The sequence below is a fragment of the Frondihabitans sp. 4ASC-45 genome, from assembly GCF_049472575.1.
Taxonomy (GTDB): domain Bacteria; phylum Actinomycetota; class Actinomycetes; order Actinomycetales; family Microbacteriaceae; genus Frondihabitans.
Genome location: NZ_JBCEBN010000001.1, coordinates 129,169 through 150,956 on the forward strand (window position 1 = coordinate 129,169; position 21,788 = coordinate 150,956).

General features: G+C 67.9%; 24 protein-coding genes, 1 pseudogene and 1 riboswitch. Of the genes and pseudogenes, 12 read left to right on the forward strand and 13 right to left on the reverse strand.

Annotated features, from left to right (window positions below):
• Window position 1: 1 nt before the first annotated feature.
• From VH571_RS00555 to VH571_RS00575, 5 genes are all read right to left on the reverse strand, one after another.
• Window positions 2-304 (reverse strand): Dabb family protein, encoded by a 303-nt coding sequence (locus VH571_RS00555; RefSeq protein WP_423262816.1) that lies wholly within the window; start codon window positions 302-304, stop codon window positions 2-4.
• Window positions 301-600, reverse strand: coding sequence for a glutaredoxin family protein (locus VH571_RS00560; protein ID WP_423262817.1), 300 nt, complete (start codon window positions 598-600; stop codon window positions 301-303). The genes VH571_RS00555 and VH571_RS00560 overlap by 4 nt, the downstream gene beginning before the upstream one ends.
• 241 nt (window positions 601-841) lie before the next feature.
• Complete coding sequence (locus VH571_RS00565; RefSeq protein ID WP_003792170.1) at window positions 842-940, reverse strand: 30S ribosomal protein bS22; 99 nt, start codon at window positions 938-940, stop codon at window positions 842-844.
• 158 nt (window positions 941-1,098) lie between these two features.
• Complete coding sequence (locus VH571_RS00570; RefSeq protein ID WP_423262818.1) at window positions 1,099-1,293, reverse strand: helix-turn-helix domain-containing protein; 195 nt, start codon at window positions 1,291-1,293, stop codon at window positions 1,099-1,101.
• 150 nt (window positions 1,294-1,443) lie between these two features.
• The gene (locus VH571_RS00575) at window positions 1,444-2,004 is read right to left on the reverse strand and encodes an ArsR/SmtB family transcription factor (RefSeq protein ID WP_423262819.1); all 561 of its coding nucleotides are present in this window, start codon (window positions 2,002-2,004) and stop codon (window positions 1,444-1,446) included.
• 75 nt (window positions 2,005-2,079) lie between these two features.
• On the opposite strand from VH571_RS00575, the gene VH571_RS00580 reads away from it, so the two are divergent.
• Both VH571_RS00580 and VH571_RS00585 read left to right on the forward strand, forming a co-directional pair.
• A complete protein-coding gene (locus VH571_RS00580) occupies window positions 2,080-3,573 on the forward strand; it encodes a TrkH family potassium uptake protein (RefSeq protein WP_423262820.1) in 1,494 nt (497 codons plus the stop codon).
• Window positions 3,566-4,237: a potassium channel family protein gene (locus VH571_RS00585; RefSeq protein ID WP_194603582.1), complete on the forward strand. Its 672-nt coding sequence runs from the start codon at window positions 3,566-3,568 to the stop codon at window positions 4,235-4,237. The genes VH571_RS00580 and VH571_RS00585 overlap by 8 nt, the downstream gene beginning before the upstream one ends.
• Before the next feature lie 71 nt (window positions 4,238-4,308).
• Here the strand turns inward: VH571_RS00585 and proC are convergent, their stop codons facing one another.
• Window positions 4,309-5,142: a pyrroline-5-carboxylate reductase gene (gene proC / locus VH571_RS00590; RefSeq protein ID WP_423262821.1), complete on the reverse strand. Its 834-nt coding sequence runs from the start codon at window positions 5,140-5,142 to the stop codon at window positions 4,309-4,311.
• Between the two features lie 72 nt (window positions 5,143-5,214).
• Between proC and VH571_RS00595 the strand changes: the two genes are divergently transcribed.
• Window positions 5,215-6,222: a cation diffusion facilitator family transporter gene (locus VH571_RS00595; RefSeq protein ID WP_423262822.1), complete on the forward strand. Its 1,008-nt coding sequence runs from the start codon at window positions 5,215-5,217 to the stop codon at window positions 6,220-6,222.
• Between the two features lie 88 nt (window positions 6,223-6,310).
• Here the strand turns inward: VH571_RS00595 and VH571_RS00600 are convergent, their stop codons facing one another.
• Window positions 6,311-6,742, reverse strand: a complete 432-nt coding sequence (locus VH571_RS00600; RefSeq protein ID WP_423263368.1) for a nucleoside deaminase — start codon at window positions 6,740-6,742, stop codon at window positions 6,311-6,313.
• Between the two features lie 71 nt (window positions 6,743-6,813).
• On the opposite strand from VH571_RS00600, the gene upp reads away from it, so the two are divergent.
• The 8 genes from upp to VH571_RS00640 all read left to right on the forward strand — a co-directional run bounded on the left by upp (window position 6,814) and on the right by VH571_RS00640 (window position 14,861).
• Window positions 6,814-7,446 carry a uracil phosphoribosyltransferase gene (upp, locus tag VH571_RS00605; RefSeq protein ID WP_055959705.1) on the forward strand — a complete coding sequence of 211 codons (633 nt, stop codon included), beginning with the start codon at window positions 6,814-6,816 and terminating at the stop codon, window positions 7,444-7,446.
• 525 nt (window positions 7,447-7,971) lie between these two features.
• Window positions 7,972-8,688, forward strand: coding sequence for a winged helix-turn-helix domain-containing protein (locus VH571_RS00610; RefSeq protein WP_423262823.1), 717 nt, complete (start codon window positions 7,972-7,974; stop codon window positions 8,686-8,688).
• 528 nt (window positions 8,689-9,216) lie between these two features.
• Window positions 9,217-9,906 carry a MarR family winged helix-turn-helix transcriptional regulator gene (locus VH571_RS00615; RefSeq protein ID WP_423262824.1) on the forward strand — a complete coding sequence of 230 codons (690 nt, stop codon included), beginning with the start codon at window positions 9,217-9,219 and terminating at the stop codon, window positions 9,904-9,906.
• Window positions 9,907-11,280, forward strand: a complete 1,374-nt coding sequence (locus VH571_RS00620) for a cryptochrome/photolyase family protein (protein WP_423262825.1) — start codon at window positions 9,907-9,909, stop codon at window positions 11,278-11,280.
• On the forward strand, window positions 11,277-12,746 hold the full coding sequence (locus VH571_RS00625) for a serine hydrolase domain-containing protein (RefSeq protein WP_423262826.1): 1,470 nt from the start codon (window positions 11,277-11,279) through the stop codon (window positions 12,744-12,746). Before VH571_RS00620 ends, VH571_RS00625 begins: the two co-directional genes overlap by 4 nt.
• Before the next feature lie 120 nt (window positions 12,747-12,866).
• The gene (locus tag VH571_RS00630) at window positions 12,867-13,307 is read left to right on the forward strand and encodes a GNAT family N-acetyltransferase (RefSeq protein ID WP_423262827.1); all 441 of its coding nucleotides are present in this window, start codon (window positions 12,867-12,869) and stop codon (window positions 13,305-13,307) included.
• A 153-nt stretch (window positions 13,308-13,460) separates the two neighbouring features.
• Window positions 13,461-14,042, forward strand: coding sequence for a TetR family transcriptional regulator (locus VH571_RS00635; protein WP_423262828.1), 582 nt, complete (start codon window positions 13,461-13,463; stop codon window positions 14,040-14,042).
• A gap of 33 nt (window positions 14,043-14,075) precedes the next feature.
• Complete coding sequence (locus tag VH571_RS00640) at window positions 14,076-14,861, forward strand: dienelactone hydrolase family protein (protein ID WP_423262829.1); 786 nt, start codon at window positions 14,076-14,078, stop codon at window positions 14,859-14,861.
• Window positions 14,862-15,057: 196 nt separating this feature from the next.
• Here VH571_RS00640 and ribH read toward each other — a convergent pair whose 3' ends face one another.
• The 4 genes and pseudogenes from ribH to VH571_RS00660 form a co-directional block, all read right to left on the reverse strand.
• Window positions 15,058-15,549 carry a 6,7-dimethyl-8-ribityllumazine synthase gene (ribH, locus tag VH571_RS00645; RefSeq protein WP_055959718.1) on the reverse strand — a complete coding sequence of 164 codons (492 nt, stop codon included), beginning with the start codon at window positions 15,547-15,549 and terminating at the stop codon, window positions 15,058-15,060.
• Between the two features lie 56 nt (window positions 15,550-15,605).
• Window positions 15,606-16,217 (reverse strand): annotated as a pseudogene (gene ribB, locus VH571_RS00650) (3,4-dihydroxy-2-butanone-4-phosphate synthase); the annotation flags it as partial.
• Window positions 16,214-16,846, reverse strand: coding sequence for a riboflavin synthase (locus tag VH571_RS00655; RefSeq protein ID WP_423262830.1), 633 nt, complete (start codon window positions 16,844-16,846; stop codon window positions 16,214-16,216). The pseudogene ribB and the gene VH571_RS00655, both read right to left, overlap by 4 nt.
• Window positions 16,847-16,949: 103 nt before the next feature.
• A riboswitch (FMN riboswitch) is annotated at window positions 16,950-17,101 on the reverse strand.
• Between the two features lie 133 nt (window positions 17,102-17,234).
• Complete coding sequence (locus VH571_RS00660; protein WP_423262831.1) at window positions 17,235-17,927, reverse strand: pentapeptide repeat-containing protein; 693 nt, start codon at window positions 17,925-17,927, stop codon at window positions 17,235-17,237.
• Window positions 17,928-17,949: 22 nt separating this feature from the next.
• On the opposite strand from VH571_RS00660, the gene VH571_RS00665 reads away from it, so the two are divergent.
• Complete coding sequence (locus tag VH571_RS00665; RefSeq protein WP_423262832.1) at window positions 17,950-18,828, forward strand: aminodeoxychorismate lyase; 879 nt, start codon at window positions 17,950-17,952, stop codon at window positions 18,826-18,828.
• 136 nt (window positions 18,829-18,964) lie between these two features.
• On the opposite strand, the gene VH571_RS00670 is transcribed toward VH571_RS00665, so the two are convergent.
• The gene (locus VH571_RS00670) at window positions 18,965-20,359 is read right to left on the reverse strand and encodes an L-serine ammonia-lyase (RefSeq protein WP_423262833.1); all 1,395 of its coding nucleotides are present in this window, start codon (window positions 20,357-20,359) and stop codon (window positions 18,965-18,967) included.
• Window positions 20,360-20,427: 68 nt separating this feature from the next.
• Window positions 20,428-21,762, reverse strand: a complete 1,335-nt coding sequence (locus VH571_RS00675; protein ID WP_423262834.1) for an NtaA/DmoA family FMN-dependent monooxygenase — start codon at window positions 21,760-21,762, stop codon at window positions 20,428-20,430.
• Window positions 21,763-21,788: the final 26 nt, after the last annotated feature.

The window sequence follows — 21,788 nt, forward strand, 5'->3', positions numbered from 1 at the left end:
CTCAGTACTCGTAGTCGATCGCGGCCCGACCCGACACGAGGGAGCGCACGAGCGCGGCCACCTCGAGGTGGTCGGGGTGGTTCTGATATTCGTCGAGCCCCTCGAAGTCGTCGAAATCGGCGACGACCGCGAGGTCGCCGTTCTTGTCGGGGTAGGCACCGTTGAGCCCGACGGTCAGCGACCGGATCGACCCGATGCGCCCGACCAAGCCGGTGAGCGCCGACGTGATACGCGCGATCGCCTCGGCCTTTTCCGTCTCGTTGGTTGCGGCGATGCTCCAGATGACGATGTGCTTGACACTCATGAATCGGCCTTTCCGTTCGCCGGAGACGAAGACGAGGGTGCGGCGGCACGGAGAGCGGTACGGAGCCGCTCGGGGTCGACCCGCCAGATGGTGTGGACGCGGCCGTCGATCAGCACGACGGGAATTTCTTCGGCGTACTCCTCGGCTAATGACGGATCGTCGAGGATCGACAGTTCGTCGTAGTCGCGGGCCCCACGGAACTCGACCTCGTCGAGAACGGCCTCGAGCGCCTGGCGGGCGTCATCGCAGAGATGACAGCCGGGCTTCGTGAGCAGAGTGACGTGGGGTACGGGCACTCCCCCAGCGTACCGCCGAGCCCGGCACGTGCCCCGAGCCCGAGCGCCGAGCCCGGATCACCGAGTGCCGCCCAATGCACGCGCGAGGCCGGCACGGAAGGCATTAGGCGGCACTCGGCAAGGGGCTCGCGGCCCATGCGACCACGGGGCGGAGATGGCACGCACCCGAGCCCGGCACGCAAAACGGCCGTCACCCGAGGGTGACGGCCGAATAGCGAAGCTCTAAGGCGTGCTCAGCGCTCTACTTCTTGTTGCGACGCTGGTGACGAGTCTTACGAAGCAGTTTGCGGTGCTTCTTCTTCGCCATGCGCTTGCGGCGTTTCTTGATAACAGAACCCATAGGGGACCTCACAGATTTCTTGAAACGGGACCTTTGGGATTCAAAGACCGTGCAGTACCGGGCCCCATTTGCAAGAACCGCGGAAAAATACTTCGCGTCAGTCTACTCGCCAGGCCAGCGAAAAACGAACCGAGCCATCGGAGCGAACAGACGGCCGATCAGCCGACGTCGCGAATGCCACCGCGAAGCACGGCAGCGACAGCCGTCTCGGGCACTCGGAACGAGCGACCGAAGCGAATGGCGGGCAGGTCGCCGGAATGGACCATCCGATAGACGGTCATTTTCGACACGCGCATCATGTCAGCCACTTCGGCCACCGTGAGAAAACGCACGTCCGTCAGGTCGTCCGACATGTTCCTGCCTAAGGTTTCGGGCCGACTGCCCCGGAGAGGCTCGCCCCCGGCGGGAGCGATCGGCGACTCGGGGCCGCCTGAGTGTTTCTCGTGTGCCCCGTGGCTACCTTAGAGGCGCATGTGACTCGCTGTCCAGCCGCAGCGTCACCCCTATTCGCGGTGCCCGAGACGCTTCTTGGCGGGGTCGAGGATCCGGCTCCGCGCCCCGGCGACAGCGCGCCCCAGGGTCGCTCCTACGTCGCCGACATCCGGGAGGTTCTGGGCAGCCCGACGGAGGGGCGCCGGCACGCCGACCACGCCCGAGCGCAGCGGCACGACCGCGGCGAAGTCGACCTCGGGCAGGAACGGCGCGAGCCAGGCGTCGACCCGTTCGAGCGGCCTGCTGTCGAGGCTGTAGTAGCGGTGCTGACCGTCTTCGCGCACGTGCACGAGGCCGGCGAGGCGGAGCACGCGCAAATGCTTCGACACGGTGGGCTGGCTGAGGCCGAGCGCGACGACCAGCTCGCCGACGCTGTGCTCGACAGCGGGGCCGAGTTCGGTCGCGGGGCCGGGTTGCCCCGCGGCGCCGGGGAGGGGGCGGAGCGCAGGATCCTTCGGGTCGCCTCGCAGAGAAAGCTCACGAAGAGGGTCTGCCGCCAGCGGCTCCCCTCGGAGAACTCGGAGCAGCTCACGACGAGTCGGGTCGGCGATCACAGCGAAGATGTCGGCCATGCTGCTCAGGCTATCGATGCGGGGCCGGGAGTACCATGACGGTTTTCGGGTGAATTCGGCGGGGTGGGAGGCCAGGTGGCGACAGCACCGCCGTCGACGAATCCGGGGTCGACGCAGCCCGCCGGAGGCTCGTTCTCGCGAGGTTCGGCCAAGGCGCTCCGCCCGTCGCGCACCCCCTGGGAGGCGTTCCGCGAGGGCGTCGACGACGTCAGCCGAAAGTCGCCCGCTCGGTTCGCGATCCTCATCTTCACCACGCTCATCCTGTTGTTCACGGCCATCTTCATGCTGCCGATCACCTCGACGTCGGGTGAGGTGACGCCGATCGCCGACTCGCTCTTCACCGCGGTATCGGTCATCTGCGTCACCGGACTGGCCACGGTCGACATGGCGACGCACTGGTCGCCCTTCGGGCACGTCGTGATCTTCGTCGGCGTGCAGATCGGTGCGATCGGCGTGCTGACGGTGGCTTCGATCCTCGGCCTCGTCGTCTCGCGTCGACTCGGGCTCCGCTCGAAGCTTCTCGCGGCGAGCGACTCGAATCCTCTCCGCGGTCACGCGGGCCCGGTGCCCGAGGGGCAGGCGGTGCGGCTCGGCGAGGTCGGCGGGCTGCTCACCACGGTCGCCATCAGCGCTCTCGCGATCGAGTTCGTGATCGGTCTGCTGCTCATTCCGCGCATGCTGGTCGACGGGATCCCCGTCGGCACGGCGATACTCGACAGCTTTTACTACGCGGCGATGGCGTTCACGAACACCGGATTCGTGCCGAACGAGGCGGGCCTGTCGGCTTTCCAAGACGACTTCTACTTTCTCGGGCTGCTGATGGTGGCCGTCTTCCTCGGCAGCATCGGGTTTCCTGTCATCTATGCGATCACCCGCAACCCGCTGCATCCGAGGCGCTGGTCGCTGCACGTCAAGCTGACGCTCGTCACCACGCTGATCCTGCTCGTGCTCGGCACGATCGTCTACATCGTGCTCGAGTTCGACAACCCGCTGACGTTCGGCAGCAAAGACGCCGGTACGACGATCTTCCAATCGCTGTTCTTGAGCACGATGACGCGGTCGGGCGGGTTCTCGACCATCGACATCTCCGACCTGCACGACTCGAGCCTGATCGTCACCGACATGCTCATGTTCATCGGCGGAGGCTCCGCCTCGACGGCCGGTGGCCTCAAGGTGACGACGCTCGCCGTGCTGTTCCTCGCCGCCGTCGCCGAGGCTCGCGGCAACCGGAGCATCGAGGTCTTCGGGCGCAGGATTCCCTCCGACGTCCTCCGGCTCTCCGTCAGCGTGGCGCTCTGGGGCGCCACCATCGTCGCCGTCGCGACCGTCGTCATCCTGCAGATCACCAAGGCGAGCCTCTCCGAAGTGCTCTTCGAGGTGATCTCGGCGTTCGCAACCTGCGGACTCTCGGTCGGTCTCACCGACAACCTGCCGGACGCCGCCAAGTACGTGCTCGCGGTCACGATGTGGATGGGGCGCGTTGGTACAGTGACGCTCGCCGTCGCCCTGGCCAACAGTCAGCGTCGACAGCTCTTCACCCGCCCCGAAGAAAGGCCCATCGTTGGTTGAGCGGATCTCGCACGACGCACCCGTCCTCGTGATCGGACTCGGACGCTTCGGCGCCGCGACCGCGGGCCAGTTGGAGCGCCAGGATCGCGACGTGCTGGTCGTCGACACGAGCATCTCGCTCGTGCAAAAGTGGGCTGACCGGGTCACGCACGCGGTGCAGGCGGACGCCCGCGACATCGACGCCCTGCGTCAGATCGGTGCGACCGACTTCTCGATCGCGGTGGTGGGCGTCGGCTCGTCGATCGAAGCGAGCGTGCTGATAACGGCGAACCTCGTCGATCTCGGTATCCCGCAGATCTGGGCGAAGGCCATCTCGACCTCACACGGCAAGATCCTGACCCGCATCGGGGCCACCCACGTCATCTACCCGGAGGCGGAGGCCGGCGAGCGCGTCGCGCACCTCGTCTCGGGCCGCATGCTCGACTACATCGAGTTCGACGACGAGTTCGCGATCGTGAAGATGTATCCGCCGAAATCGGTGCGCGGGCAGACCCTGGGTTCGTGCAAGGTGCTGCCGAAGTTCGGCGTGACGATCGTCGGGGTCAAGGGCCCCGGCGGTGCCTTCATGGAGGCGCGCCCCGACACGGTGGTCGGCGATCACGACCTCATCATCGTCAGCGGCACCGAGTCGGATCTCGAGCGGTTCAGCGCGCTCGAGAGCTGAGGTGAGCGGGGCTCCGCGGATCCTTCGCTCCCGCTGATTCGCCGACCCACTGTCAGGTGGCGGTCGCGCGGTTATTCGGCCGCGATCTCTTTCGCGCGGGCGAGTGCCGCCGCCGTCGCCCGGTCGAAGAGGTCTCTGAGGCCGCCCGCCTGGAGCACCTCGACCGCCTTCTCGGTCGTGCCGTTCGGGCTGGTGACGCGGCGGCGGAGCTCCTCGGGCGGCGTGACGTCGTGAGCGAGCAACTCGGACGCCCCCCGGAAGGTGCCCTGAACCATCACCGATGCCTGATGGTCGGTGAAGCCGAGGTCGACAGCTGCGCGGGTCAGCTCTTCGATGAGGTAGAAGACGTAGGCGGGCCCCGATCCCGAGATCGTCGACAGGGCATCGATCTTGTCTTCGGGGATGGTGACGACCTCGCCGACACAGGCGAAAAGGCTTCGTGCGAGTGCGAGGTCGGCGTCGCTCGACCGGCTGCCGCCCGCGAGGCCGGTCACGCCCAGTCCGACGACCGCGGGAGTGTTGGGCATCGAGCGGAGCACGACGACGTGGTCAGGGAGGACGGCCTCCATCGCGGCAATGGTGATGCCGGCGGCGAGGCTCACGACGATCGTGCCCCGCTCGAGGACCGGCGCCATCTCGCGCAGCAGGTCGAGCACCATGTAGGGCTTCACGCCGATGAGAACGAGCTTCGCCCCTGTCACCGCCGACGCGTTGGCCGACGGATCCGTCTCGGTGGCGAGCGACAGCACTCCCCCGTGTCGAAGCGGCGCCGCCTTCGCCTCCGTGCGGTTGGTGACGCGGAGCCCGCCCTCGACGGTCACCTCCGGCCGCACGAGCCCGGCGAGGATCGCGCCACCCATCGAACCGGCTCCGAGAATCGCTGTGGCGGGGAGAGTCGTCGTCATGCGACCCATCCTAGGATTGGCGAGACCGACAGGGGCGACAGCGGCCCGGGGCGCACAAGGAACGAGACAGCCATGGCGAGCGAATCAGGATCCGCGATCACCGAATCCGGGGCCGGCCACGGTGGCGGCCACGGCACGAAGGCGATCTTCGCCGCACTCGGCGCCAACCTCGGCATCGCCGTCGTCAAGCTGATCGCCTGGGCCTTCTCCGGATCGGCCTCGATGCTCGCCGAGGGCATCCACTCGATCGCCGACTCCGCCAACCAGCTCCTCCTCCTGCTGGGCGGACGTCGCTCGAAGCGCGCCGCCGACGAGGAGCACCCCTTCGGCTACGGCCGCGAGCGCTACGTCTACGCCTTCGTCGTGTCGATCATCCTGTTCTCGGTCGGCGGTGTCTTCTCGCTCTACGAAGGCATCGAGAAGCTGCAGCACCCGCACGAGCTCGAGAACGTGTGGCTGCCGCTCGTCGTGCTCGGCATCGCGATCCTCCTCGAGAGCTTCTCGCTGCGCACAGCCCTTCGTGAGGCCCGCCCGCACAAGGGCAACCAAGGCTGGTTCCAGTTCATCCGTCGGGCCAAGGCTCCCGAGCTTCCGGTTCTCCTTCTCGAAGACACCGCAGCCCTCACCGGTCTCATCTTCGCTGCGCTCGGCGTCAGCCTGACGGCGGCTACCGGCAACAGCCTGTTCGACGCCCTTGGCACCGTGCTCATCGGCGCGCTGCTCATCCTCGTGGCGATCATCCTCGGCATCGAGACGAAGAGCCTGCTCGTCGGCGAGGGCGCGTCGGCGACCGACGTCGCATCGATCCGTTCGGCGATCACGACCGGCCCCGAGGTCGAGACGATCATCCACATGAAGACCCTCTACCTCGGCCCGGACGAGCTGCTCGTCGGCGTGAAGGTAGCCCTCGGCGGGCGAATGCTGCTCTCTGATGTGGCGGCAGCGATCAATGCGATCGAGACCAGGATCCGCGCCGCCGTCCCGGTGGCCCGCGTCATCTACATCGAGCCCGACGTGTGGGCAGAGCCCAACGCCGTCGCTCCTCCGACCGACGCGATCGTGATCCGCGCCGCCGACTGAGCTCGACGGGTCGCGATCGACACCACCTTTCGGGGCGAACACCGCTCATCGACGGTGTTGCTACCGAAAAGCGGTGCCTCGGAGCAGGTCAGCGACGGGTCGCGAAGAAGTCGAGCAGCAGAGCGGCGCACTCGTGCTCGCGCACACCGGCGTAGACCTCGGAGCGGAACGGCAGCCGCCGGTCTCGGAGCACGTCGTAGAGGCTGCCCGCGGCACCGGCCTTGTCGTCCCACGCCCCGAAGACCACGCGCGGCACGCGCGCGGCAAGGATCGCCCCGGCGCACATCGGGCAGGGCTCCAGGGTCACCACGAGGGTGCACCCGGTGAGGTGCCAGTCGCCGGTGGCGGCCGAGGCGGCACGAAGGGCGGTGACCTCGGCGTGGGCCGTCGGATCCTGCAGTTTTTCTCGCTCGTTGTGACCTCGCCCGATCACACGACCGTCGGCATCGACGACGATCGCGCCCACCGGCACGTCGCCTGACTCGGCACAGCGGGCGGCTTCGTCGAGGGCTCCGGCCATCCAGGCGCCGAACTGCTCGGGAAGAGCGGTCATGGACACCTCCGCTCGTCGACTCCGCTAGCCTCGAGCCTATGCGAGTGCACGTGGCAGACCACCCCCTCATCACCCACAAACTGACCGTGCTGCGCGACCGGGAGACCAAGTCGCCGACGTTCCGAGCCCTCACCGAAGAGCTCGTCACACTGCTGGCCTACGAGGCCACACGGAACGTCCGCACCGAGACGATCGACATCACCACCCCGGTCGGCCCCGCCAAGGGGCTGGCCATTTCGAAGCCGCGTCCGCTCATCGTGCCGATCCTGCGCGCCGGGCTCGGCATGCTCGAGGGCATGATGAAGCTGATCCCATCGGCGGAGGTCGGGTTCCTCGGCATGGTGCGCGACGAAGAGACCCTGCAGCCGGCCACCTACGCCGAGCGCCTGCCTGACGATCTGTCGAACCGCCAGTGCTTCGTGCTCGACCCGATGCTCGCCACCGGCGGATCCCTCATCGCGGCCATCGACTTCCTGCTCGACCGCGGGGCCGTCGACGTGACCGCCGTGTGCATCCTGGCGTCGCCGGAAGGCCTGGCCGCCGTCGAGAAGGCCATGCACGGCCGCGAAGTGACGATCGTGCTCGGCGCGGTCGACGAGAAGCTGAACGAGAACGGATACATCGTGCCGGGGCTCGGCGACGCGGGCGATCGGCTCTACGGCCTCGCCTGAGCGGCGGTTAGCCCGAATCCTTGGTCCCTTCGCAGCGCGGCGCGGTTGACACGCGCCGTCGCACTGCGAAACAATCGCCGTATGACTGCACACGCGTACGCCCCGATCACCCGAGAGGCAGGCGCCTTCTCGAAGTCGCAGACCTCCCGAGGTCACCTGGCGCACCTCGGCATGATGATGCCGACCGCAGTTATGTGTTGTCGAATGCACGCTTAATCGCCTGTAAGTCTCACAAGACAGTCGACCCGCCGAGTCTCCGTGGGTTCGTAGGCCTGATACAGCTGCCTCACGACCCGCACCCTCAATGCGAGCACATCCGCTCGCGAGGTTGACTCCGGATGCACACCCGCCCACCCGGCGGCGCATCCCCTCCCGCTCCACGATCTTGAGCCTCATTCCGCTCGACGTGGACGCCTCGCGGCACACACACGAAGGCATCACGTTCCTTCTCCGCACGCCCTTGCAATTTACGGGGGTGCATCAGCGGACGAACGGATCCTTCTCCAGTCCAAGGACGCCCCCACCATGTCTCTCGCACTCGACACCACCCCCACCCGCCACCTCAGCGCTGTTCCGGAAGCGGCACCCGCGGCCCCAGCACCGGCCCCGGCTTCGGCTCCTCGCCTTCGGGCCGTCCCGGACGGGACCGAGGCCCGCGGCTTCGTGCTCTACGTCGGCATCGACGAGCTCAAGGCCCTCGAGGCCGGTACCAGCCTCGGCGAGATCGTCTCGCAGCTGAAGGCCCTGACCCAGCAGCTCGCGCCCAGCGCCGAAACTCACGCGGCCGTCGCCCTGGCCCCCGAGGGAGCTGGCGGGCGCGACGTCGACGTCGTCCGTCTCGCCCTGCACGACCCCGCAGCACTCGCGAAGCACCGTGGAACCGAGATCGACGAGGAGCCCGGCGCACGAGGCGGCGTGGTCGTCGACATCTCGCGCAAGCGCCTTCTTCTCGACGGGGACGCCGCTCCCCTGACCTACAAAGAGTTCGAGCTGCTGCAGTACCTCGTGCTGCGGGAGGGCCGCACCATCGACCGGGCCGAGCTCATCTCGAGCCTGTGGTCGGCCACCGACGACGAGGTGCCGAACGAGCGCACCATCGACGTGCACGTGCGCCGCCTCCGCTCCAAGCTCGGGGCGTTCGAAGACATCGTGCGCACCGTCCGCGGAGTCGGCTACCGCTTCGACCGTCACGCCGACGTGTCGATTCGTCAGGCGTCGACTCCGTCGCCCGACGTGTTCTGAACCCTCTTGCTCGGATGCCGGTCGCACTGGCAGGCCTCATGCAAGCCTCGGCCGTCCGCCAGAGCGACCGGCATCCGAGCGGCCTTCGGCTGTCTGCAAATTTGAAGGAAAAACCCGCGGCCGCCGCCGAAGTGATGCCGATCGGGGCCGGTCTGCGCCGGGATCTCCTTCGAATTTGCAGACGGGACAGAACGCAGGATCCGGGCGTCCCCCGATCGACCCACCGTGCGTACCCCGGTTCATCTCCCGGCAACACTCCTGTAAGCCCATTCCCAGAAAAATAACGATTCGGTAACTAGACCCCGTTACCAAGCCGTTATAGATTGATGTCACTGAAGTCGTTTGCTGTGGCGGCTCCAGTGGAATGTGATTGCAGGACACTCTTGGTGCAAGGGAGAGGGTCGGTCTCAAGCCTCTGAGACCGACCCTCAGTCCGTTAACCGGGGTCGCTTAAGGCCTGTGGAAAGATCCGGTCGCTGTCAGCGACTCCTCCCTAGACTGGTGGCTCTCGCCAGCAAGGAGCAGTACATGACAACGGCGTCCCCGACAGACACGGTGCCCGCGGACGGCAGCACGCCCGCAAAGGGGACTGCGCCCGCGAAGGGCGCTGCGCCCGCCACGGGCCCTGCGCCCGCCAAAGGCACTGCGCCCGCCAAAGGCACTTCGCCCGCTAAGGGAGACAAAGCACTCGCTGTCGGCGCCTGGGAGGCCCTGTTCCGAGCCCAGGTCACGATCATGCGTGAACTGACCGCCTGCTTTCCGACCGGCGAGATCTCGTTCAACGAGTACGACGTGCTCTTCAACCTGTCGAACCAAACCGATCGCAGGGCGCGAATCAAAGACCTCACGCAGCACCTGCTTCTTACTCAGCCGAGCATCAGTCGACTGGTCGACCGTCTAGCGGCCAAGGGCATCGTCGAGAAGCAGAGCGATCCAGGCGACGGTCGCGGCATCATCGTGGCCCTGACGACTATCGGCGCCGACGTGTTCCGCTCGACGGCAGTGCGGCATGCCGACGCTATTTCGCGACGCGTCGGGGGCACCCTCGACCACGACGAACTGATGGAGCTCCAGGCGCTCTGCACGAAGCTTCGCCAGGGGCCGAAGATCGCCGAGACTCCCGACGAAGACCGGGTCTGCCTCCCCGGCGACGCGGCAGATGTGCTCGACGAGCCCTCCGATCCCGGCACGGCCGCGACGACGACGGTGGGTCGCTGAATGGGCTCTCCCACCCTGGTCTGGTTGCGCGACGACCTACGAATCGGCGACAACCCCGCACTGCACAAGGCAGTCGAGCGCGGCGAGCCGATCGTCGTCGTCTACGTGCTCGAAGACGACTCGCGCGGGCTTCGTCCCCTCGGCGCCGCCTCGAGATGGTGGCTGCACCAGAGCCTCACCGCCCTCGGCGACGACCTGGAGAAACGCGGCGCGGCACTGACGTTGCGCACGGGTGATGCCGTCACTGTCATCCCCGATCTGGTCGACGAGATCGGAGCGGGCGCGGTCTACTGGAACCGCCGGTACGGCAAAGCCGCTCGCGAGATCGACACCGCGATCAAGAGCGGTCTTCACGAGCAAGACATCGAAGCCCACAGCTTTCAGGGCAGCCTGATGTTCGAACCATGGACGATCCAGACTGGTTCCGGCACACCGTTCAAGGTCTTCACTCCCTTCTATCGCGCGTGCCTGGAGCAACCGGAGCCGCGGCACCCCTACCCGGCGCCGAAGCAGCTCGACGGCCTGAAGCCGGAGCCGAAGAGTGACGACCTCGGATCCTGGGGTCTTCTGCCCACGAAGCCCGACTGGGCGTCCGGGCTCCGTGACCGCTGGGTGCCCGGTGAGCACGAGGCACACGCCGCTCTCGAGCGCTTCATCGGCGACGATCTCGCGCAGTACAACGATCGCGACTTCCCCGCCGACGACACCACCAGCCACCTTTCGCCGTATCTGCGATTCGGTGAGATCAGCCCGTTCCAGGTGTGGCATCGGGTGCGGGGCGACCTCTCGGCCCCCCAGCGTGCGCAGGCCGCCGGGTTCCTCCGCGAGGTCGTCTGGCGTGAGTTCAACTACACCGTGCTCTTTGCGAACCCCGACCTCGCGACCTCGAATTACCGGCCCGAGTTCGATGCGTTCGAGTGGGCGACACCCGAGCCCGGTGAGGTCGAGGCGTGGCAGCAGGGCAAAACGGGCATCCCCCTGGTCGACGCCGGTATGCGCGAGCTGTGGTCGTCGGGAGTCATGCACAACCGCGTGCGTATGGTGACCGCGAGCTTCTTGATCAAGAACCTCCTGATCGACTGGCGGGTCGGCGAGCAGTGGTTCTGGGATTGCCTGGTCGACGCCGACGAGGCGAGCAACCCCGGCAACTGGCAGTGGGTCGCCGGCTCCGGAGCCGATGCTGCGCCGTACTTCCGCGTGTTCAACCCCGTGCTGCAGGCCGACAAGTTCGACAAGCACGGCGAGTACATCCGCCAGTGGGTGCCGGAATACGGCACCGACGACTACCCCGAGCCGATGGTCGACCTCAAGGCCAGCCGAGCTCAGGCCCTTGCGGCCTACGCCGACATGCGAACCAAGGCAGGGCTGAAGTGACCCCCTTCGACGAAGCACTCCGCGGCGTCGACCGGCTGTTCGAGCAGCGGTCCACCGAGACCCGGGCCCCGAGCGCGTCGTACGGGGTCTTCACGCCGGGCGGCCTTGTGCACACCGGGTCGACAGGGGCCGTGGCCGGATCCTCGCCCACCGCCGACACCATCTACCGAATCGCGTCGTGCACGAAGAGCTTCACGGCGACCGTCGTCCTGGCCCTACGCGACGCCGGGCAGCTGGGCCTCGACGACCCGATCACGCGCTACATCCCGGCGTTCGAGGCGGTTCGTCTGCCGACCGCTGACTCCCCCGTGCCGACGATCCGGATGCTGCTGACGATGTCGGCGGGCTTCCCGACCGACGACCCCTGGGGCGACCGGCAGGAGTCGATCACCGACGACGAACTCGACGCGCTCCTCGGCACGGGCCTCCGGTTCGACAGCATTCCCGGCACGACCTTCGCGTACTCCAACCTCGGCTATGCCCTTCTCGGCCGCATCATCAGCGTCGTTGCCGGGCGCCCCTACCGCGATGTCGTCACCGACACGATCCTCCGACCCCTCGGCCTCACATCGACCGGTTTCGTTCGACCGGACGACAACTCCCGGCTCGCGATCGGCCACCGGCGGCTCGACGACGAATGGGAGTCGCTGCCGTTCTCCGGGCCGGGCGGCTTCTCGTCGATCGGCGGCCTCTTCAGCACGGTGACCGATCTTGCGCGGTGGGCGCGCTGGCTGGCGTCGGCCTTCGACGGTGCGGTTCGCGATCCCAGTGCCGACGACGCCGCACGATTTGTCAGCTCGGCAGACCACGACGGCATCCTTTCGAGATCGTCGCGACGCGAGATGCAGCAGCTCCAGCGATTCGTACCGTCGGTGTCGGCCTCCACCGGCAGCCCCGCCGGCTATGGGTTCGGGCTGTTCGTCGAGGAGGTGCCCGGGCTCGGGCCGGTCGTGTCGCACTCGGGCGGGTATCCGGGCTTCTCGGCGCACATGCGCTGGCACGCCGCATCCGGCATCGGAATCATCGCGTTCGAGAACGCCACCTACGCGCAGGTGTCGGTGCCCGCGGCGGCGACTCTGCACGCCCTCCTCAGCGAGGTGGGCGCCGTGCCCGCGGCCGAGGTGTGGCCCGAGACCCGTGTCGCGCAGGCGGCCGTCGATGCCGCTGTGCGCGGGGCCTCCCCCCTCGATCCGGCCCTCGTCTCACCCAACGTCGAGCTCGACATCCCCTTCACCCATCGGCGGCGCGTCTGGGCCGAGGCGATCGCCGCGGTCGGAGAGCTCGAGCCGGCCTCGCTCCCCGACCGCCTCACGGTCGACGCCGACGCGGGTGAATCGTCGCAGGCGCCATCGCACCTCCGCTGGCGGATCGTTGGCGACCGGGGCGCCCTTCGCGTCGAGATCCGCCTCACTCCCGAGGGCACCCCGCGCATCCAGACGCTGACCGTGCGCCCCGAGCACGCCTGATCGCCGGCCGTCAGCGAGACTCCAGTAGATGCGGGTTCGGTGCCCGGCGACCCGCACCTACTGGAGTCTCGAATCCCAGCGGCGAAAGCGGGGCGCAGGGGCGATCGGTACGCTCGGAGGATGACCGTCACGTATCACCGCGCACCCACCGCTGAGCTCGATCCGGTCGTGCTGTATCGGATCCTTCGGCTGCGGGTCGACGTCTTCGTGGTCGAGCAGGAGTGCGCCTACCCGGAACTCGACGGGCGCGACCTCGAAGAGGGCACCGTTCAGTTCTGGGCCGAGGTCGACGGCGAGGTGACGGCGACGCTGCGCCTTCTCGACGACGGCGACTCCGTTCGGCGTATCGGACGCGTCGCCACCGCAGTCGCCGCGCGCGGGCAGGGGCACGCGGGCGTGCTGATGCAGCAGGCGGTCGAAGCCGGCGGCGGGCGAGCGATGCGGCTCGATGCGCAGGCACGCCTGGAGGGCTGGTACGGCCGCTTCGGGTTCGTGCGCGACGGCGCCGACTTTCTCGAGGACGACATCGTGCATGCGCCGATGGCGCGCCCGGCACGCTGAGCCCGATGGCGCGGCCGACGAGCTGAACCCGCAGGTGCGCCCAGCACGCTGACCCTGGCAGACGAACCGCAGGATCCTGCCCCCGCCGCACAACCGAACCATTCTTCTCGGAAACCTGTCAATCAGATGCCTCCCGGGTAATACACTCGAAAAATGGCACGCCGCGACACACCACCCCGCGAACGACTCCTTCTCGCCGCTCACGCGGAATTCGCAGAGCGAGGGCTCGCCGGGGCGCGAATCGACACCATCGCCCGTCAGGCCGAGGCCAGCAAAGAGCGGCTGTACGCGCACTTCAAGACGAAGCGCGACCTGTTCGACGCGGCCCTGGCCGACTCGCTCGACCGTTGGGTCGCAGCTGTGCCGATGGACGCTCGCGATCTGCCCGGGTGGGCGTCGCGCCTCTACCTGCACTTCGCGGGTCATCGTGACGACGCGCGCCTTCTGCTCTGGGGTCAGATCGAGGGCGTGACGTTCGCCGCTCCCGGAGTCATCAACCACGAAGAGCTCGACGCCCGCCGAAAGAGCGTGCTCGACGCTCAGAACGAGGGCCTCATCAGCCCGGACTGGCGGCCCGACGAGGTGCTCACCCTCGTCTTCGGACTCGTTCTCTCGTGGTTCGTGACGCCCGGTACGACGAACCTCCACCTTCGCAACGACGACCGTCGCGCAGCCGTCATCCACCAGGCCGTGACCCGGCTCATCGCCGGTAATCCCCTGCCCGTCACCGACTGACAGCAGCGGTCCGCCAGGGAGTAGCCTCCCCTCGTGACCCTCGATCGAGACTCCCTGACCCCTGCCCTCCGCGACGTGCTCGACAGCGTCCCCGACACCTCCGGCGTCGTCACCGAAAGCGTGATGAACACCGCCGGTGACACCGACATCGAGGGCTACGTCGCCCGCCCCGAGGGCGACGACCTCCGCCCCGGCGTGCTCGTGATCCACGACTGGTTCGGCCTCGTCGACCACGTGAAGGTGCGGGCGGAGATGCTCGCCCGCCTAGGCTACGTCGCTCTCGCGGGCGACATCTACGGTGCCGACGATCGTCCGGCCAACGGCGACGAAGCGGCCGCCCTCGCCGGCAAGTTCTATGGCGACACCGACCTCTTTCGCGAGCGCGTCCTCGCAAACCTCGACGTGCTCCGCGCGACCCCGGGCGTCGACCCGGAGCGAATCGCCGTCATGGGTTACTGCTTCGGCGGCTCGGCCTCGCTCGAGGCGGTGCGCGCCGGAGCAGATGTCGCGGGCGTGGTCTCGTTCCACGGCGGCCTGAAGACGGGCGCGCCTGCCGAGCCCGGCTCGGTCAGCGCGCCAGTGCTCGTGCTGACCGGGGCTGACGATCCGGTTGTTCCACCGAGCGACGTGGTTGCGTTCGAAGACGAGATGAAGAGCGCAGGATCCGACGACTGGCAGGTCGTCACCTACTCCGGCGCCCTTCACGCGTTCGCCGTTCCGGATGCCGACGCGCCCGAGCACGGCGCCGCCTTCCAGGCCACCGCCAATCGCCGGTCGTGGGCCGCGATGCAGACCTTCTTCGGCGAGGTGTTCGCGTAGGCGAACGGAGCGCCCGGCGCCTCGTGAGGGTGCGATCTACACCCACATAATGGGCGTGCACACACCTGATGGGCACAGACCCGCACGATCGGCATAAACAGCCCGGCTAGGGCAGGTGTTTAGGCCGGTTATGCGGGCCTGTGCCGGTTGTGCGGGTCTGGGCCGGTTGCGCGGGTCTGTCCCGTTGAAACAGTGGTCAGGCGACGCTCACCGACGCCGCCGCAAGCTGACGCAGCGTCAGCACCGTCTCGACCGCGGCCGACGCGGCCTCCGCACCCTTGTCTTCTTTCGAGTCGGGGTAGCCGGCCCGGTCGATTCCCTGCTGCTCGTCGTCGAGGGTGAGCAGCCCGAAGCCGACGGGCTTGCCCGTGTCGATCGCCACTCGGGTGAGCCCAGAGGTCGCGGCGTCCGAGACGTATTCGAAGTGGGGCGTACCGCCGCGGATGATGACTCCGAGGGCAACGACCGCGTCGGCACCGTTCTCGAGTGCGGCCTTCGCCACGACCGGAAGCTCGAAGCTGCCGGGCACCCGCACGACCGAGACCGTGGCATTCATGGCCTCGAGCGACCGGAGCGCTCCGGCGAGAAGGCCTTCGGCGATGACGGTGTGCCAGGTGCCTGAGACGACCGTGACACGGACTCCCGTGCCGTCGATGTCGCTGGTGGTGGGTGCTCCCTCGCCGCTCATGCGGTTTCTCCTTCAAATTCTGACGTGCTATCGGACGTGGTGGTCTGGGCTTCTGCGTCGAGCCAGTCGACGAGCTGGGCGATCGTGATGACCGGCACGCCCTCACGAGCACCGAACTCGCGCAGGGCCGGCAGCCGCATCATCTCGCCGTCGTCGGCGACGATCTCGCTGATCACGCCGACCGGCTGGAGCCCCGCGGCGATCATGAGGTCGACAGCTGCCTCGGTGTGTCCGTTGCGCACCCGGACGCCGCCCGCGACCGCGCGGAGCGGCAGGATGTGGCCGGGCCGGTGCAGGTCGGAGCGGACCGACTCGGGGTCGGCCAACACCCGCAGGGTCCGGGCTCGGTCGTGCGCCGAGATGCCGGTCGTCACGCCCGACGCCGCGTCGACGCTGATCGTGTAGGCCGTGCCCCGGACGTCTTCGTTGTGGGCGACCATCGGCGGCAGGTCGAGCCGGTCGGCGATCTCGGCCGTCATCGGCGCACACACGAATCCCGATGAGTAGCGGACCAGCCAGGCCAGCCACTCCTTCGAGGCGAGCTCGGCCGAGAGGATGATGTCGCCCTCGTTCTCGCGTGACTCGTCGTCGGCGACGATCACCGGGCGCCCCAGGCGCAGCTGCTCCAGCGCGGTGTCGATGGTGTCGAGCGAGGTGGTTACGGTCACAGAGCCGTCCCCGCCGTCTGGAGCTCGTCGATCCGCAGCATGCGACGCACGTGACGCGCCAGTACGTCGGTCTCGACATTGACCCGATCGCCGATGGACTTCTGCCCCAGCGTCGTCGCGGCGAGGGTCTCGGGAATCAACGACACCTCGAACCACCCGTCGGCGGCTCCGGGCTCCGAGATGTCACTCACGGTCAGGCTCACGCCCTCGAGGGTGACCGAGCCCTTGTCAACGAGAAGCGGTGCGAGCTCTCGCGACAGGCTGAAGCGCAGTCGGCGCCAGGCGTCGCCCGGGTGGATCTCGAGGAGCTCGGAGGTACCGTCGACGTGACCCTGCACGATGTGGCCGCCGAGTCGATCGCCGACGCGCGCGGCCCGCTCGAGGTTAACGCGGGATCCTGCGGTCAGGTCTCCGATCGTGCTCATGACGAGGGTCTGCCGCATCACGTCGGCCGTGAAGGTCTCGTCGGTCGAGGCGACCACGGTGAGGCACACGCCGCTGACGGCGATCGAGTCGCCGTGGTGGACGCCGTCGACGGCGAGCGGCCCGCGGACGGTCAGGCGGACGGAGTCGTCTCCGGCGTCGACCTGGACGATCTCGCCCAGCTCTTCGATGATTCCCGTGAACACGTGGGGCCTCCGGTCAGTGATGTCGATGGTGATGACAGAGCACTCCGGGGAACGGTCGACCGATGGCCGCCACCCGCGCACCAGGAAATAAAGGTGTGCACGGGCACGCGCTGCCTCCCATCCGGACTTTAACCGTCGGTACTGGAATCACACCAGTTCAGCCGACTGCTCGCCACGATCGTGATGATCGCGGTTCACAGGCGGGTCGCGGACTATACCGCCGGTTCAGAATCTCACTGACCCCGGAGCGCGTTGCTTGATTCTCAAGTTAGCACCGGATTGTTTCGGCCGTCTTACGCATTACGTCCGTCGACATTTCGCCGCCCGCGCACGGCCAAAAAGCCCGGAAAACCAAGGATCCGCCGCCTCCGCCGCAGGAACGTGCCTCTCAGCGGACGATCAGCCCGATCCGCGCGGCCAGCAGCGGTGCGAGCAGGCCGAGCTGGAACTCGTCGATCACGGCCCCCGACAGCCCCTCGAGCCCGTCGACCCGGTCGAAGGTCGCACCGCGGAGGTCGACCGATGCCAACCGGGCGCCCGTGACATCGAGCGAGCCCAGGCGGCAGTCGACAAGCGACACCCGGGTCGCGACGGCCCCACCCAGGTCGAGTTCACCGATCGAGCAGCCCTCGATGACCACGTCGGTGAGCGTCGACGAGCGCAGATTCAGGTAGTCGATCTTGCCGCCCGAGAGGCGCAACGACTCGATCTCGGAGTCGAACAGCTCAGCGGACCCCCACCTCGGCCGATCGAGTCGAACGGCCCGCCAGGTCGTGCGAGCGGCCTTGAGCTCGGGCGCGAACGAGTCGACGAAGCGCGACTCGGCGAACCGGCTACCTCGGAGCCGCGCTCCCCCGAGGCTCACGCCGTCGAAGATGCACTCCCTGAAGCTCGAGCCCTCGAGGTCGTAGTCGGTGAGGTCGCCGCCGTCGAATCGGACGCCGTCGTGCGATTCGCGCGACCCCAGGTCTTCGGCCGACCCGACGACCAGTGATTCGGCATCCAGGTCGGGATCGTCGACGCGGGGCGCCTCGACCTCGTCGCCGGTGGTCTTCTTCGTCGGTCGTCGCGCAGTGGCCATGCCAGAACGGTACCGTCGGGGTATGACAGTGAAGCCGATTCTGCTGATGCTCCGCACCGATTCGTCGGGTGATATCGAAGTGCGGGCGGCGGATCCTGATGCTCCCCAGGTGTCGGTGCTCGACTTCGGGGTGACGCGCGGAGACGGCGTATTCGAGAGCATCGGCGTGGTCGGCGGACGCCCGCAGGCACTTGAACCGCATCTCGAGCGACTCGCGAAGTCGGCGGCGATGCTCGACCTGCCGGAGCCGCCGCTGGACGTCTGGCGCTCGGCCGTGCTTCAGAGCATCGAGCTCGCCGGGCCCGATGCTGCCGACGAGGAGCTCCTCGTCAAACTGATCTACACCCGTGGTATCGAGGGCGGGGACGACACTGCGACCGGGTGGGTCCACCTGTTCTCGTCGGGCCCCTACGACCACGAACGCGAGGGCGGGATCTCGGTGGTGACGCTCGACCGCGGCTACCGGAGCGACGTCGCGACCACCTCGCCGTGGCTGCTGCAGGGCGCGAAGACCCTCTCGTACGCCGTGAACAAGGCCGCCCTTCGCGAGGCGGGCCGGCGCGGAGCCGACGACGTCATCTTCATCTCGACCGACGGCATCGTGCTCGAAGGGCCGAACTCGACGGTCATCGCCCTCATCGATGGCGTCTACGTGACGACGCCGTCGTCGCTCGGGGTGTTGGAGGGGACGACGCAGGCGGCGTTCTTCGCGGATGCCGAGGGGCGAGGAGCAGCGACGGAGTACCGCTCGATCACGGTCGACGAGTTGCGGTCGGCGTCGGCGCTGTGGCTGGCCTCGTCGGGTCGGCAGATCGCGCCGGTGGTGTCGCTCGACGGCGAGGCAGTGGCGCAGGATCCGGCGTTCACGTCTGCTGCGGTCGGCCGGCTGCTGGCGCGGTAACCCCGGCGGTGCTTGCCCTGCAAATTTGAAGGAGATTTTTGGGCTGGGGGCCCCGGATCCGCCTCACTTTCGGGCTGAGCGCGCGTTTTTCCTTCGAATTTGCACAGGGCGCGGGCGACCAGGTGGCCGGGCCGGGTCAGCACTCGATGACGTTGACCGCAAGGCCCGCGGCGCTCGTCTCTTTGTAGTTGGCCGACATGTCGCGCCCGGTCTGCCGCATCGTCTCGATCACGGTGTCGAGGCTGATGAAGTGCGAGCCGTCACCGAGCAGCGCCAGGCGGGCGGCCGACACGGCGGTTCCCGACGCGATGGCGTTGCGTTCGATGCACGGCACCTGCACGAAGCCGCCGACCGGGTCGCAGGTCAGGCCGAGGTGGTGCTCCATCGCGATCTCGGCCGCGTTCTCGATCTGGCGGACTGTTCCCCCGAGCACCGCGCACAACCCGGCCGCCGCCATCGACGCGGCTGTTCCGACCTCGCCCTGGCATCCGGCCTCCGCGCCCGAGATCGACGCGTTGCGCTTGTACAAGGATCCGACGAGGGCCGCGGTCAGCAGGTAGTCGCGCACGATCGACTCCCGCGAGATGCCGAGGAAGGTCAGCGCGTACTTGCCGACCGCCGGGATGATGCCGGCCGCGCCGTTCGTCGGCGCCGTCACGACCCGGCCTCCCCCGGCGTTCTCTTCATTGACCGCGAGCGCAAACGCCTGGAGCCAGCGGTGCGGCGCGTCGGGAACAGCCGCTCCCCCGGCCTCCTCGGCGGTGAGATGCGCGGCGACGTCATGAGCGCGACGCGGCACCTGCATCCAGCCGGGCATGACGCCCGTTGTCGTGAGTCCGGCATCGATGCACTCCTCCATGGCCGACCAGCGCTCCTCGAGGCCCGCCTCGAGGGCGTCGACCCCGTGGAGTGCAACCTCGTTCTGCCAGGCGACATCGGCAATCGCGAGGCCGGCGCGATCACAGACCTCCAGCAACTCGGCTGCCGTGGCAAAGCCGAGCGGCGCTTCGCGAGTCGGCAGGGCGCGATCCGCTTCTCCTTCGCGGACCACGAACCCACCGCCGACCGAGAAGTACACGTCGCGCCCGAGGCTCGCACCGGCCGCATCGCGCGCCTCGAACGAGAGGGCATTCGGGTGCTCGGGCAAGCGGGTCAGGGGCGCGAGGCGGAGGTCGTCGCGACCGAAAGGAACGGTGATCTGGCTGGCTAGGGTGAGGGATCCTGCGCTCTCGATCCTGTCTCGCAACCCCCGCACGTCGTCGGGGTCGCAGGTCTCCGGCTCAAGCCCCTGCAGGCCCGCGAGGACCGCGTCGAGGGTGCCGTGGCCGAGGCCCGTGGCAGCGAGCGACCCGTAGAGGACGACCTCGACGCGCGCGATCTGCTCGGGTGACTGACCGTTCGAAGCGAAGGATCCGAGGAGTTCGGCGACAAAGCGGCTCGCGGCCCGCATCGGACCGACCGTGTGCGACGACGACGGGCCGATCCCCACGGAGAAGAGGTCGAGGGCCGAGACGTACCGCGAGGAGCTCATGGTTCGAGGGTACGCGAGGGGGTCGGGCCGGCTCCCCGTGCCGCAGGATCCGACCCGACCCCGCTCGATCAGAACGCCAGCAGGTTCTCGCGCAGCGTCGACCCGGTGTACTCCTCGCGGATCAGGCCCCGTCGACGAAGGGCCGGTGCGAGCCCATCGGCCACAATGGCGAAGTTCATGCGCGTGGTCGGCATGTAGATGAGGAATCCGTCGCCGCCAATCTCCTCCATCAGATCGCCCATCTTGCCGGCTACCGTGTCGGGCGACCCCCAGAGACCCATGTCGCTCACCTGGTGCGACGACGCGACGACCTCGCGGAGAGTCTTGTCGTCGTGCCCTTCGAAGAGGTTCTTGATCGACGTGTGCTCGCCGTTCTGCTTCGTCAGGTCGATGTCTTTGATGAGGGTGTCGGGGTCGATGCCTCCGAAGTCGATGCGTCCGCCCGAGGTGTACGACATGTTCCAGAGGTTGTACTCGATGCCCTTGTCGCTGGCGCGATAGGCCCTCGCGGCCTCGACCTGCGCCCAGGCCTCCTCGTCGGTCGCCGCGATGGTCGGCGTCACGAGGAACATGAACTTCACGTCGTCGGGGTTGCGGCCGTAGGCGGCCACGCGCTCCCGCATGTCGTCGCGATACGCACGACCGGCTGCGCCGTCGCGCACCATCGAGATCATGGTGTCGTCGTACTTGGCGGCGAGGTCGCGACCCGGGCCCGAGCTTCCGGCCGAGCAGATCGGGGGCGTCCGCTGCGGGCCGGGAATGGTGTTGAGCGGGCCGCGCGACTTGAAGTACTTGCCCTCGAAGTCGATGGGGTGCACCTTCGTGTGGTCGGCGTAGACGCCCTTCTCCGGATCGGCGATGACAGCGCCCTCCTCCCACGACTGCTGCAGCTGCAGCACGACGTCGGTCCACTCCATGGCCATCTCGTAGCGCTCGTCGTGATCGAGGTGTTTCTCGTAGCCGTAGTTCTGGGCGACCCGGTCGGTGACGCTCGTGACGACGTTCATACCGATGCGCCCCTTGGTCAGATGGTCGAGCGTCGTATAGAGCCGCGCCGCGAGGTAGGGCGGGTACTGGATCGTCGAGACCGTCGGGATGATGCCGATGTGCTTCGTGGCCTGCGTCATGAGCGGCACGAGAGGCATCGGGTCGCTCTTCGGTGCCATGAAGCCGCGGCGGAGCGAGGTGTCGGCACTGCCGTTGTAGCTGTCTTCGACCATGGCCGTGTCTTCGATGAGTATGTAGTCGAAGCCGGCGCGCTCGAGGCTGGTGGCCATGTCGATGTAGATGGCAGGGTCTGTCCAGTCGTGGGCATTGCGCCCGACCCAGGGGCCGTCGCCGTTCGTGGCGCTCCACGGGTGGATGCCGTAGCCGTCGCCGAGGAACCAGGTGAGATGGAACATGTGCTGCCTTTCATGGTGGGGAGAGA

Coding starts and splice junctions, on each gene's coding strand:
- VH571_RS00555 (WP_423262816.1), bottom strand. CDS start 304: ATGAGTGTCAAGCACATCGTCATCTGGAGCATCGCCGCAACCAACGAG.
- VH571_RS00565 (WP_003792170.1), bottom strand. CDS start 940: ATGGGTTCTGTTATCAAGAAACGCCGCAAGCGCATGGCGAAGAAGAAG.
- VH571_RS00570 (WP_423262818.1), bottom strand. CDS start 1,293: ATGTCGGACGACCTGACGGACGTGCGTTTTCTCACGGTGGCCGAAGTG.
- VH571_RS00575 (WP_423262819.1), bottom strand. CDS start 2,004: ATGGCCGACATCTTCGCTGTGATCGCCGACCCGACTCGTCGTGAGCTG.
- proC (WP_423262821.1), bottom strand. CDS start 5,142: ATGACGACGACTCTCCCCGCCACAGCGATTCTCGGAGCCGGTTCGATG.
- VH571_RS00595 (WP_423262822.1), top strand. CDS start 5,215: ATGGCGAGCGAATCAGGATCCGCGATCACCGAATCCGGGGCCGGCCAC.
- VH571_RS00600 (WP_423263368.1), bottom strand. CDS start 6,742: ATGGCCGGAGCCCTCGACGAAGCCGCCCGCTGTGCCGAGTCAGGCGAC.
- upp (WP_055959705.1), top strand. CDS start 6,814: ATGCGAGTGCACGTGGCAGACCACCCCCTCATCACCCACAAACTGACC.
- VH571_RS00610 (WP_423262823.1), top strand. CDS start 7,972: ATGTCTCTCGCACTCGACACCACCCCCACCCGCCACCTCAGCGCTGTT.
- VH571_RS00615 (WP_423262824.1), top strand. CDS start 9,217: ATGACAACGGCGTCCCCGACAGACACGGTGCCCGCGGACGGCAGCACG.
- VH571_RS00620 (WP_423262825.1), top strand. CDS start 9,907: ATGGGCTCTCCCACCCTGGTCTGGTTGCGCGACGACCTACGAATCGGC.
- VH571_RS00630 (WP_423262827.1), top strand. CDS start 12,867: ATGACCGTCACGTATCACCGCGCACCCACCGCTGAGCTCGATCCGGTC.
- VH571_RS00635 (WP_423262828.1), top strand. CDS start 13,461: ATGGCACGCCGCGACACACCACCCCGCGAACGACTCCTTCTCGCCGCT.
- ribH (WP_055959718.1), bottom strand. CDS start 15,549: ATGAGCGGCGAGGGAGCACCCACCACCAGCGACATCGACGGCACGGGA.
- VH571_RS00660 (WP_423262831.1), bottom strand. CDS start 17,927: ATGGCCACTGCGCGACGACCGACGAAGAAGACCACCGGCGACGAGGTC.
- VH571_RS00665 (WP_423262832.1), top strand. CDS start 17,950: ATGACAGTGAAGCCGATTCTGCTGATGCTCCGCACCGATTCGTCGGGT.
- VH571_RS00670 (WP_423262833.1), bottom strand. CDS start 20,359: ATGAGCTCCTCGCGGTACGTCTCGGCCCTCGACCTCTTCTCCGTGGGG.
- VH571_RS00675 (WP_423262834.1), bottom strand. CDS start 21,762: ATGTTCCATCTCACCTGGTTCCTCGGCGACGGCTACGGCATCCACCCG.